Raw genomic sequence first — 12572 nt, 5'->3', positions numbered from 1 at the left:
CCCAAGCTGGCCCCTTGTTCGCTCAGGCGGGCGGAGTCTGGAACGTCAACAACACGAACGCAGTCTTGCGCAACACGGTGACTGACGCAGACGGCAACAAGAGCAACTTGTCTTTCGAGGTATTCACTACCGATGCCCAGGGAAACGCGAAAGATCGAGTTAAGCTCACCGACGCCAATTCCTATGGGATCCTGGTTTCGCCGTTCGTGGATTCTGGGAAGGTTGCAGAAGTAACTGTCCCCTATGGCAAGCTGAAGCCTGGGGTCACATACACCTTCCACACTTCCGGCTACAACGGAAGCCTGTATGAGACCACTTGGTCACCTTGGGCAAAGTTCCGCATCCGTAACCGAGCGGTGGACATCACGCTTCCCGAACCGGACAAGAACGCTCCATCGGTCAACCTGGAGAGCTATCAGGAGCCCCAGGAAGCGAAGCGAAGTGTGCCTGCCTCAGCAGGCGCGAGTGCTCGTGGCGGGGCAAACGAGAACTGTGCCGACGTGGACAGCAACACTGTCGACTGTGTCGAGGTTGGTGAGCCCGGCAGTTTGACGGCAGAGCAGCTTTCCGCGGTGAAGAATCGTCTCGGCGGCGTGCGCGCAGATGCTGACCTCGTGAAGTGGTGCAGCGGTTCCAGTGTCGGGTATGACTGGATCAAGCGCACTGAGGCGTGTCTACTGAAAGCGCAGCCTATCAAGGCCATCAGGTATGACACGGTGAATGGGCAACGCGTCCTGGTCGGGACCGCCACATTCGCCTCGGTGATCCAGATCAAGCTGGACCCGCAGTCCACCTCGTTCCTTCAGGAGTGGACAGTTTCGCCCATCAGCTTCGTAGCCGGCCCCGGTGGGGCAGCCGGGTGGGGGCCGGTGACATTGAGCCCCGTCTTCTCTTGTGCACCGCAGTGCTCTACCAGTTCACCTACTTGGCGAGGCTTCCCTACATGGGACGCCAAGGGGTCAGATCTTCATGTCGCTACCGCCGTAATCAGCAACACGGCGTCGGGCACAAGCTCAAGCAACATCACTAACGTCACCATGACATGGAAGTACAAGGCCACCATGGGTGATGCTGGCGCGGTCCACGTCGAGGGCGACATGGGTACCTCGGCACCGGACGTGAACGTTCGCTGCGACAAGGTGCTGGACCCGGTGAAACCCGGGTGCGTGTTCGACGAGTACAGGCCGACCTGGGTGATGAACTTCAAGAAGACCCCGGCTGCCATTGCCCACGCCTGGCTGATCCAGTCGAAGTTGCCCACTCACCCCGGCAGCAAAAAGTCCGGCAAGCCAATGTTCTTCCTGCCGAAAACCAACAACCTTCACAATCGGGACCCGCAGAAGAACCGCGACGTGATCTGTCCTACGGGATGGGCTGCCAAGTACGGAAACCCGAACACCACTGCCCTCCCAGATTTCGCTGAGAAGGACGTGGCCTCCTGTGACGAATTTGCCTATGCCGCCTCGTACAACAGTGGCGGAATGCCGAAGGCATTGGGCGGACTGAATGAGGTTTCCAGCGGCAACCAGTGCGCACAGACCTACGCGACTCGCGTCAAGGCGGGCGAGTGGCATCTGTATGACGAGGAGCGACAGGCTGCACCCACGTGGACGGAGGTCTGCGGGCGCTCCAGCATGTCGAGCTGGATCAACACCACTTCGATGGCGGGCTTCTCCGGAACCTTCTCCGCTGCGGGCAAGTATCACCTGCTTGACTCGGATGAGTACTGGGTTCGCTTCCCTGAGATGGAACACTGCGACGCCAGCAAGGCGACCGTGACGTGCACCGTACCGAAGGTGTAGGGCCCATGTGACAGTGGGCGGTGCATCAGAAGGAATAACTCTGCTGCACCGCCCACTGTGCTTCGGGTCAGAGATCGCCGAGGTAGCGCATACCGTCCTTGAAGCCATCGCGGCTGTCGATCCATTTCAATCCGCCCTGGTAGATGACGGGTTGGTTGCCGAGATCCTCGCTGCCATCCGGCTGGCGAAGACACCGACGCTGTTCCAACGCCGAGGCCAGCTCTTCCAGCCACTCTTCCAAGGGCCAGCCCACACTATGGACGGGCATAGGCTCATTCGCTTGGTCAACTGCCCACGTACCCAAGTTTCCATACGTTGGCTCACCCTGGCGGGCGTCGACATAGAGGCCGTACCAGCCATCGGCAGGATTGCACGCAATAGGAATCATTCCTGGCTCACGTTCCCAATCCTGCACGTGCAGGTTGTAGAACCGTTGAATCTCGTCCAGTCGCAGCCAGGTCTTGCTTGTCGGCAGCCAACCCGCCACGTCCCAATTGTCTACCGAGTCGGCATCCCCCGGGTGAGACCCCCAGGCTCCGTCGTGCAGCTGGTACCAAGTTCGCAACGTAGGTGGAAGACTCGCACCGAGGGTGTTCTCAATGGCAGTCAGATGCTCTTCAGAGGCGGGTGGGCGCAGCAGAACGGCAGATTCTGGAGCGTACTCGTGCAGCCACAACTCGATCCGGTCCCATGCTGCGGTCACGCTTTGTATGTGGTCACTCATGTTCGCCACCGTACTGCCACCCTCGCTGAGGCTGTGGAGTAATCCAGTAAAGATCGCGGTTGAAGGAGCAGCCTGTACGCCGATTGTCCAGATGCTTGTGGTGCCCAGCAGCTACTGAGCTTGAAAGCGTGATGTCGTGCGGTACTGACGGTTCTTCATCAGGGGCGGCAGCGTTCAGATCGTGAGCCTCGTCCGCACAGGGCCGCACAGTGGCTGGTTAATCACCGTGCCGTGGCATCGCACTCCGCCCGGCACCGGGGAGTCGCAGCCCTTTCCCAGCCTGATGCCGCACCAGACCACAGTCAGGTCTCGCTGCCGACAGTAGGGTGATCGTCGTGCAGTGATTCATGCCCGGAGCCCTCTCCTTGGCCTGTCCAGCACCCTTACCGCGAAGGCCCCGCGCGGACGCCCTTCTCCCTTGAGGTGGGCCGGTTCCCCGACACGACGTCGAGGGACGGGGCCACCTTCGACCGTAGGCCGCCGTCCCGGAATCGGACGGATGACCTTGCAGGTCAAGAAGTATTCGAGGCGCGGTGTCACCCGCGTCCTGTGGCTCAAGACGGTGGTCAATGAGGGTCACGTGCCGACCCGACCGGAGCTGACCGCCGGCACGGATCTGACGAACGCGATCGCGGCGATCGACGGCTGGTCCCTGTCGAACCAGGCGATCGAGACCCCCGACCTCGGCAGCACCTTCGAGTCGAAGATCCCTGGCACTGACCAGGCCGACGACTCCAGCCTCGGCTTCTACGAGGACAAGGTCTCGGACGAGATCGAGCAGCTGCTGAAGAAGGACGACACCGGCTGGATCGTCTTCCTCCGCAAGGGCGACGTCCCGGCATCGAAGTCGATGGACATCTTCCCGGTACGCATCGGTTCCCGGTCGCCGAACTACTCGACCGACAACGAGGCAGCCAAGTTCACCGTGAACTTCTCGATCACGGAGAAGCCGACGCAGGACGCGGAGATTCCCGCACTGCCGAAGTCGCCGTCGCAGTAGCCCGGCCCCGAACCGCCCGGCCGGGCGGACGCGAACAGCGCCCCCTCTCTCGCCACGCGGCGCGCAGCGCACGCCCGGCCGGGCTCCCCTTACTTTCCCCTCTCGCCTGTGTGGAGCCTTGAATGCCCAGCACCACCCACCCTGTCCCGACCCCGCCGGCCTCCGCCGTCTCACGTGATTCTCACTGGGCTGCGAAGCTGGCCCGCCTGCGGGCCCGGCAGCTCCCGGAGCAGGTCCTCCAGCTGTGTGACGACCTGGCGGCTAAGAAGCGTCTGGACCAGGCGAAGGTGAACGCCGCCCGCCTTCGCATTGCGTCCGCCGAGGCGGACTCCCCCGAACTGGCCTCGGAGATTGAGGCGGCGGAGGGGGAGCTGCGGGAGGCACAGGAGGCGTTCGATGCGGTGTCGCTGACGCTGACGTTCAAGGCGCTGCCGCGCCCGGTCCTGGACGGGCTGATCAAGCGGTTCCCGCCGACGGAGGAGCAGGCGGAGGAGGGCGACACGTGGAATCCGGAGACGTTCCCCGCCTCTCTGGTGGCCGCCGCGCACATAGAGCGCGACGACACCGGTCAGGTCGTTGAGGGGTTGTCGGAGGAAGACGCCCAGGGCCTCCTGGACTCGTGGTCGGTGTCGGAGTCCAACGCCCTGTTCGCTGCCGCGTGGCAGGCCCAGCAGATCACGCGGGCGAGCACCGCGGAGCTGGGAAAAGACTGATCGCGGACGCGCAGCTCCGGGCGGAGCTGGAGCTGTGCGACCGCTTCCGCATCCCGCACAGCCTTTTCCTCGGCGCTGGTGACGGCCGGTGGTCGGAGACGGACCGGGCAAAGGCCCTCGCCTTCGAGGCGTACCGGCGGAGCGTGTGCGACCAGTGCGGGACGCGGGCAGCGGAGTGGGATGAGGAGCACGGTGGCGACCGGTACGCGTATGTCACGACCACCGTGCGGTGTGTGGGCTGTGAGCTGATCACCGCCGAGCAGGACCAGGTCCCCGAGGGGGCTGATGGGTACGGCGTGCGGATCGGCTTGGTGCCGCGCACGCAGCGGGAACAGCAGAAACGTTCCGCCTGAATATGCCGAGGGGTCGGCCGGAGATAGGGGTGCGGGGAGTAAGGGCACCGCCCGGTGTCGAGCTACACGCTCAGCGTGCAGATGCGCGCGGACGCGTCGCACCTCCTGTCGTCGGTACGGCAGGCGTCCCGTGCTGTCCGCGACTTCGGCCGGGACGTCACCTCCCTCAATCGCAGACTCGGCCAGATCGACACCGGTGCCCGCACCGCCGGGGCCGGGCTGCGTGGCCTGGGCCGGGATGCCGACGGTGCCCGTGCGGGGCTGCGCCGGATTGGCTCCGACGGCCACGCCTCGATGCGGCAGCTCCGCCACGGGCTGCTCTCGGCCCGGCAGGAGATGCACCACTTGCGCGGCCTGGTTGTCGGTGGCGGCATCGTTGCCGGGCTGGCGGAGATCGCCAAGGAGGGCAACGAGTACCAGCGCGCCATCAACAAGTGGGGCGCGGTCACCGGGGCGTCCGGGCAGGAGATGGTGCAGGCGGCGGCGAAGGCCCGCCAGCTCGGCGCCGACCTGAACATCCCCGGCACGTCCGCGTCGAAGGCCGCAGACGCCATGCTGGAGTTGGCCAAGGCGGGCCAGACGTCCACGTCGTCGATCGCGAACGCCCGCGCGGCCATGCAGTTGGCGGCGGCCGATAACCTTTCGGCTGCCGACGCCTCCCGCTACCTGGGCGACGTGATGGACCAGTTCGGTCTGTCGTCGAACAATGCCGGACGCGCCGCCGACGTCCTCGCGGCCGGGGCGAACGCCGCCTCTGGTGGGCTCCAGGACATCTACTACGCGATGTCGTACACCGGGCCGGTTGCCGCCCAGCTCGGCATCTCGCTGGAGGACACCGCTGCGGCGGTGGCGATGCTCGCCCGGTCCGGCATCCTCGGGTCCAAGGCAGGAACGTCCCTGCGCGGGATGCTGACCAACCTGGCGAAGCCCACCAAGCTGATGAAGCGGGGCCTCGCCGAGCTCGGGATCGAGGCGTGGGACGCGCAGGGCAACTTCAAGGGCCTGCGCACGGTGATCGACGGGTTCGAGAAGGCCCAGCACCGGATGTCCCAGAAGGATTTCCTCGGCAACCTCGCGATGGTCGTCGGGAAACCGGCCCTGGCCGGTGCGGCAGCCCTGGCCCATCAGGGTGCCGAGTCGTACGACCAGATGCACACGGCGATCGCCCGTACTGGTGCGGCAGGTGAGATCGCCGCCTCGCAGACCAAGGGGCTCGCGGGTGCAGTCACCCAGCTGAAGACCACGGCGAAGAACACGGGCCAGGTCCTCTTTACGGCTGCCGCGCCCGCGATGGAGAAGGTCACCCGGCTCCTCACCGCCGGCATGAGTGCTGCGACGCCGCCCCTGGCGAAGGCTCTCGACTACGTCCAGGACCTGTGGACGCTGGCGAGCCCCGGGGTGTCGAAGGCGGTGGCGTCCGGGTTCGACGACATTGCCGACTCCTTCGACGGGCTGGGCGGTTCCGCGAAGGACATTGCGTTCGACGTCGTCGCCGCCGGGGTGAACGTCCTGGCCAACGCAGGCCGGGCCGCGTTGGAGATCCTGCGGAACATCGGCTCCGTCGTCTCCCCCGTGGTCCAGGAACTCGGGAAGCTGGGCGACGAGGGTGCGGCCGGGTCCACGGCCCTCGACATGGTCGTCACCGCCCTCAATCTAGTGTCCTCGGCGGCGGCCACCGTGTCCGGGGTCCTGGTGCCGGTGGGTCAGACCGTGGCGTGGCTGGTGCGCGGGTTCAGTGCCCTGCCGGGCCCGGTCCAGACGGCAATCATGGCAATGCTTCTTGCCCGCCGGGTCACCCCGATCCTGACGCAGCAAGCGCGCACCGTCGCCGGGCCGCTCACGGGGGCGTACCGGGCCTTCGGGCAGGAGATGCGCGTCCAGCAGTCCTTGGCCGCCGCGTCCGGGCAGTCGGTCGGCCGGGTCGGGCAGGCGTTGGCCGTCCTCCAGACCCGGATCCCCATCGTGGGGCAGATGACGGCGGCGTTCAGGGCTGCGAACGGTCCCGTCACCGGGCTTGCCCGCGCGATGGGAACCGGGCTCGGCGGCGCGGCACGCGGGCTGATGGGTGCGCTCGGTGGCCCGTGGGGTGTCGCGATCGCCGCTGCGGGTGTGGGGCTGTCGCTGTTGGCGTCCCACCAGCAGAAGGCGGCTCAGGCGGCGGCAGAACACCAGTCGCGAATCAACTCCCTGTCCCAGGCGCTGCGGGATTCCAACGGTGCGGTCAACGAGAGCGTTCGCGCGGTGGCCGCTCAGTCGATCATGGACACCAAGGTCCTCGACGGTAAGGACCGTCTGGTCGACGTTATGTCGAAGGCGGGCATCACCGTCCGGGATCTCACCACCGCCTACCTCGGGCAGGACGGCGGACTGAAGACGCTGGAGCAGCGCCTGGACGCGACGGCCACCGCGAACGAGAAGTGGTCCTACAGCATGGCTGGTGCGGCCAAGGGCTACAAGGACCCGGGCATCGCTGCGCTGCGCGCCAAGAAGGCACTCGGCGAGGTCTCGGGCGAGATGTCGCAGGCCGTGAAGGACGCCAAGGACCTTGCCGAGGCCACCGGCTCGGGGGGCAAGTCGGCGGCGGATGCGGTGGGTCCGTTCGGGAAGTTCTCCGACGCGATGCGGACCCTGTCCGACAGCACCGCCGACGCCGACACCCGGGCCCGTGCCCTGCACGACGCGCTGACCGTCCTGGCCGGAGGGTCGGTGAACCTGTCGGCGGCCGAAGCCCGGCTGAACCGGTCGGTGTCCGATGCGGCGGAGTCGTTGAAGGGCGGGGTGCAGCACGCCGACGGGTACGGCAAGTCTCTTCTCAACATGGATGGTTCGCTGTCCACGGTCACCCGCAACGGACAGAAGCTGTACGACCTCCTTCAGGGGTTGTCGACGAACTCGGCGGACGCCGCTCTGGTCGCCTACCAGTACGCGGAGGCGAACGGGAAGACCCTCCCGGAGGCTCTGAGTGCCGCCCAGGCCCAGATGCAGACGGCCCGCGACGCAGCGATATCCACCGCTCAGGGCTACGGCGTGGGCGCGGAGGCAGCAGGGCGGCTGGCGGATGCGGCCGGGCTGATCCCCGAGCAGGTGTCGATCCTTCTCCAGACCGCTGGCATGGACGAGTCCGTGGCCGAACTCATGGCGGTACAGCAGACGTTGAAGGCGACCCCGGACAAGAAGACCGTCACCATCGCCACCCTCAGCAACGAGGCCCGCGAGGACCTGGACAAGCTCGGGTTCAAGGTGCAGGACCTCAAGGACCGGCGGGTGCAGATCACCGCCCCCACCGACCTTGCCCGCTCTGAACTGGATGCGCTGATCGCGAGGATCAGCCAGACCCCGGGGGCGAAGCACGTCACCGTCACCTCGTCGACGGCGGCGACGATCGCCAGCCTGGAAGCCGTGCGGCAGAAGATCGCCAACGTGCCCGGCGGGAAAACCGTCACGGTGAGCGCACCCACGGAGGCGGCGCGGGACCAGCTCACCCAGCTCGGCTTCAAGATCACGGCCATTCCGGGCAGCAAGAACGTCGCGGTGACCGTGCCGACCGGGACACCGGTCAGCAACGCCAACACCATCCAGAACGCGATCGACAACATCCGCAGCAAGTCCGTCAGCATCTCGATCTTCAAGAACGAGTACCTGACGCAGAACCGGCAGCCGGGCCCGTGGAAGGACGGTTACGTCTTCCCCAAGGCGGACGGCGGGATCGTCACGTACGCCGACGGCGGTGTCCGCACCGAGAACCACGTCGCGCAGATCGCGCGGGGCGGTGACTGGCGGGTGTGGGCGGAGGACGAGACGCACGGGGAGGCTTACATCCCTTTCGCCTCGTCGAAGCGTGCCCGCTCCAAGACGATCCTCGACCAGGTCGCCGCACGGTTCGGCGGACAAGTCACCTACAACGCCAACGGCGGCCTCTCCGACTGGTCTTACCAGCCGGTCGGCGGGGCCGGGATCTCCGTCTCCGACGTGGTGTCGAAGTCGCAGCGCAAGGACAAGAAGGGCAACGAGCACTTCGACCTGGGCATGTTCGAACGCAACCTCCGCAAGTCAGCCTCCATAGCGGAAAGTTGGCGCAAGGACCTCGCGACAGTCGCCCAGCGTGCCGGTACGGACGTGGCGAAGGCGCTGGAGGACATGGGCGAGGACGGCATCGCCCTCACCCGGAAGATGGCGCGCGGCTCCACCCGGTACGTGCAGGACATGGCGGCGCAGCTCACCAAGCTCTCCGGCACCGCGAAGGCGTCGCTGGGTGACTACACCGGCCAGCTGAAGATCGCGGTGAAGAACACCACCGCCTTCCAGAACAACCTGACCGCCCTGTCCGCGCAGGGATACGGGTCACTCGCCTCCCGCCTCGCCGAGCAGGGCGACGCGAACGCCGAAGCCCTAGCCGCGCAGGCAGTGAAGGACCCCAAGAAGGCCAAGCAAGCCGACGACGCCTCGAAGGCCGCGTCGAAGGTACTGGAGGACAGCCAGCTCACCGACCTCCTGAAGATCATCGGGGTGTTGGCAAAGGACCGGGGCATCCACCAGGTCGCCGACCTGACCGGGCTGGACGAAGACCGGCTGATCGAGGTCGCGAACCAGTCGACGGGCCACCTGCGGAAGTCGGGCCCCAAAGCGGACCGGTTCCTGTCGGACCTGGTGAAGGCAAACGCGGGCCGAGCGTACGCGGATGGCGGGCTGTGGGAGCCGGGCGTGTACGCGTCGCAGCCGAACGGGCTGATCAAGTTCGCCGAACGCTCTACCGGCGGCGAAGCCTATTTGCCGATGGGGCAGGCCAAGCGCGGCCGGTCCACAGCTGTGCTCTCCCAGGTCGCCGACAAGTTCGGGTACGGGCTCACCCCGAAGACCCTGGTGGGCGCGACGGACGGGCGGACCCGTGTCGTCATCGTGAACCAGGCCCCCGCGATCGGCACTCAGACCATCAACGTCACCCGCAGCAACGCGACCCCGGACGGCATCGCGTCCGCGGTGGCGTACCAGATGCGGCGGGCTAAGCGCGGAGGCGTCCTTCGATGAGCGAACTCGAAGACTGGCAGTTGGAGTTCGGCGGCATTCGCCTCGGGCACAACACCCGCATCCCGGTCGCGGAGGTCGAAGGGCTCGGTCTGGCGGACATGCGCGGTGACACCGTTCCGCAACCCGGGGCGGACGGGGTATGGCCTGCGGCTGACTGGTACGGCACCCGCACGCTGCGGATCGACTGCGGCATCAAGACCCCCGGCGACCCTGCGGCGGGCGGACGTCTCCTCGGCGCCCTCCAGCGGGCGGCGGACACCGCCGCTGTACGGACGACTGGCGGGGCGGTGATGCCGCTGCGCATCAAGTGGCCCGGCGCCCCGCTGCGGGTGTTGTTCGGGCGGATGCGGAAGCTCGACCCGGTGTGGGCGGAAGCAGCCCACGGGTGGATACCCCTGGATGTCGAGTTCCTGGTCACCGACCCCCGGTTCTATGCCGACAACGAGCAGCAGGCGACGTTGCGGTTGGCGTGGCTGTCCGGCGGCGGGTTCACCGCCCCCGTGAAGGCGCCCATCCGGGTCACCGACGGTGTGGACCCGGACGACCGGCCGGGCTGGGTGTTCAACCGTGGTGACACCGACTCCCACCCGGTGCTCACCGTGCACGGGCCCTGCGCAAGCCCGACGATCCGGCATGTCGGGTCGGGCCGGACGCTGAGTCTGCCGTCGCTGAACCTCGCCGCCGGGGAGCGCGTGGAACTCGACACGCGGCCGGACCGCATGACGGTGCTCCGCGAGAACGCGGGCTCCGCCGCCGGCGCCCTCACGTCGGCTTCCCGGATGGACGAATTCGTGCTGCCGCCGGGCCGCTCCGAGATCCGGTGGGCTGCCACCGACCCCACCTCTTCCGCCCGCCTCACCGTGCGCTGGCGTGACGCCCACGTGGCCCTCTACGACAAGGAACCTCCTCGATGACGCTCGCCCAGGCCCCGCTGCTCGTGAACGGCGCCACCCACTCCGCCCAGACGTTCCGGGCGATGATCAAGGACCTCTCCAGGGGGGCGGAAGGCATCACCGAGGCCGCCGACCTGAAGGTAACCCCGCTGCCGAACCCGGGGGCAGGGGTACAGGTCGCGGACGGGTCCGCCGTCATCCGGGGCAAGTCGTCGGCCTGGCAAGGCTCGTACACGGCGTACAACATCGGCACGGCGTCGGTGCCGATCGCCCCGACCGGCGCCACACCGCGTTCGGACCTGATCGTGCTGCGCATCATCGACCCGGAGTACGAGGGCAACCTCGACCCGGCACGCGATCAGCTGACCATCTTCCACGTGGTGCCCAATGTGGCCTCCACGGCCACCACTGTGCCGTCCGGGATGACGGGGGTGGCGCTGGCACGGGTGGACCTCCCCGCGAACACGAGCACCATCACTGCGGGCATGATCCGCGACGTCCGTACGGTCGCGAACCCGCGCCGCGAGCGCATCCTCTACACGGCGTACCCGACGAAGCTGACGAAGGCGTGGAAGGACGACGAGAAGTGGTACGACTGGCCCGCTGAGGCCCGGTGGATGATCCCTGTCCCTGCGTGGGCGACAAAGATGATCTGCACGGTCACTCTGGCCGGGCTGCGCCTGGATCTCGGGAACGTCTTCGGTTCCCTCGCTGCGGTCCTCGGTACACAGCAGGGCCAGAACGTGGTGGTCGATGACGACCAGGGCAAGGGGGTGCGCCGTCAGTCGTTCGTCCTGGCCGAGACGCTGACCCTGCCTGCCGCCTACCGGGGCACCCGGCAGCCGCTGTTCCTGCGGGCCATGCTCGCCAAGGGGTCCACCGGTGATCTGAGTGTCGATGTCGCCAGCACGCTGATCACGGATGTTGAGTTCACCGAGGGTCCGGTGTGAGCTACCGCTACCTCACCCAGCACGCCCTGACCGGACAGTGGCTCTCCCACCACCTGCCGCTGACCGATGTGGAGTTCGGCCCGGACCTGAACGGGCCCGGCTCGTTCAAGGGGTCGCTGAAGCCGCACCTGCTGGGCCAGTTCCCGGAGCTCACCGAACCGGGCACAACCCTGCTGTACGCGGAGCGGGATGGCCTGCTGCGGTGGGGTGGCCTCATCTGGCAGGCCGAGCCGGAAGACGGGGAGCGGAAGATCGAGGCCGCGGGCTGGACCTCGTACTTCGAGAAGCGGCACGACCTTGACGGGGAACTCGGTGGGCGCGGTCCGTACGTGAACACCGACCCGTGCAAGATCTTCCGCGACGTCGTGGCGTACGCCCAGGCTGTTCCGGACGGGAACCTCGGCATCACCGTGGACAACACGGTGTCGAAGGCGATGGCGGGCACCCCGAAGGAGCCGTGGCGCTCCCTGTGGTGGGAGACGCCCAAGCTCGGCGATCACCTTGACGACCTGGTGAAGGGCCCGGACTCCCCCGACTACACCTGTGATGTGTGGTGGGACGCCGACCACAACCCGGTGCGCCGTATCCGGCTCGGCTACCCGCGCCTTGGGGCCCGGCGCACCGACATCGCCTTCGCGACCGGGGTCAACATCGTCACCGCGCCGCCGGTCACCTACAGCGCCGACGAGTACGCCCAAGTGGTCATCGCCACGGGCAGCGGTGAAGGGCGAGCCCAGCAGCGGTCCATCGACGCGGTCCGCAACAACCGGCTCCGCCTGGAGCACCACCTCGAACTCCCCGAAGTACGGGGCAAAGACGTCCTCGCCCAGCGCGCCAAGACCGAACGCGGGTGGCGGCAGAGCCTCGGCCACGTCGAGGAGATCACCGTCCGCGACCACCCGTCCGCACCGATCGGCTCCTGGCAGATCGGCGACGACGTACGGGTCACCGTCCGCAACGAGTCCACCGACTGGGCGGGGTGGTGCCGCATCAGCGGGTGGACGATCCGCCCGGACACCGACGCCGGCGAGACGGCAACGCTCCAGCTCGACCGTGCGGACGCCTTCCACTACGGCTCGGCCTGACCTCTATCCGCCTGACCTCTCAAGGAA

The 12572-nt window shown here is 67.1% G+C and carries 9 protein-coding genes; 8 read left to right on the top strand and 1 reads right to left on the bottom strand.

Features of this window, described 5'->3' with window-relative positions:
- The first annotated feature begins 14 nt into the window (after positions 1–14).
- A complete protein-coding gene (locus OG897_RS35760) occupies positions 15–1802 on the top strand; it encodes a hypothetical protein (protein ID WP_266663632.1) in 1788 nt (595 codons plus the stop codon).
- A 67-nt stretch (positions 1803–1869) separates the two neighbouring features.
- Here the strand turns inward: OG897_RS35760 and OG897_RS35755 are convergent, their stop codons facing one another.
- Positions 1870–2526: an SMI1/KNR4 family protein gene (locus tag OG897_RS35755; RefSeq protein ID WP_266663630.1), complete on the bottom strand. Its 657-nt coding sequence runs from the start codon at positions 2524–2526 to the stop codon at positions 1870–1872.
- 499 nt (positions 2527–3025) lie between these two features.
- On the opposite strand from OG897_RS35755, the gene OG897_RS35750 reads away from it, so the two are divergent.
- From OG897_RS35750 to OG897_RS35720, 7 genes are all read left to right on the top strand, one after another.
- Positions 3026–3526, top strand: a complete 501-nt coding sequence (locus tag OG897_RS35750) for a hypothetical protein (RefSeq protein ID WP_266663628.1) — start codon at positions 3026–3028, stop codon at positions 3524–3526.
- A gap of 122 nt (positions 3527–3648) precedes the next feature.
- On the top strand, positions 3649–4239 hold the full coding sequence (locus OG897_RS35745) for a hypothetical protein (RefSeq protein WP_266663626.1): 591 nt from the start codon (positions 3649–3651) through the stop codon (positions 4237–4239).
- Complete coding sequence (locus tag OG897_RS35740; RefSeq protein WP_266663624.1) at positions 4185–4592, top strand: hypothetical protein; 408 nt, start codon at positions 4185–4187, stop codon at positions 4590–4592. The genes OG897_RS35745 and OG897_RS35740 overlap by 55 nt, the downstream gene beginning before the upstream one ends.
- 54 nt (positions 4593–4646) lie before the next feature.
- Positions 4647–9617, top strand: coding sequence for a phage tail tape measure protein (locus OG897_RS35735; protein ID WP_266663622.1), 4971 nt, complete (start codon positions 4647–4649; stop codon positions 9615–9617).
- Entirely contained in the window at positions 9614–10531 is a 918-nt protein-coding gene (locus OG897_RS35730) for a hypothetical protein (protein WP_266663620.1), read from the top strand. Before OG897_RS35735 ends, OG897_RS35730 begins: the two co-directional genes overlap by 4 nt.
- Positions 10528–11460: a hypothetical protein gene (locus OG897_RS35725; protein WP_266663618.1), complete on the top strand. Its 933-nt coding sequence runs from the start codon at positions 10528–10530 to the stop codon at positions 11458–11460. The genes OG897_RS35730 and OG897_RS35725 overlap by 4 nt, the downstream gene beginning before the upstream one ends.
- Positions 11457–12545: a hypothetical protein gene (locus OG897_RS35720; protein ID WP_266663616.1), complete on the top strand. Its 1089-nt coding sequence runs from the start codon at positions 11457–11459 to the stop codon at positions 12543–12545. Before OG897_RS35725 ends, OG897_RS35720 begins: the two co-directional genes overlap by 4 nt.
- The last annotated feature ends 27 nt before the right edge of the window (positions 12546–12572 follow it).

It is taken from the genome of Streptomyces sp. NBC_00237, from assembly GCF_026342435.1.
Classification (GTDB): Bacteria; Actinomycetota; Actinomycetes; order Streptomycetales; family Streptomycetaceae; genus Streptomyces.
The sequence above is the reverse complement of the archived record's forward strand: the minus strand, read 5'-3'. Positions and strand labels throughout refer to the sequence as shown.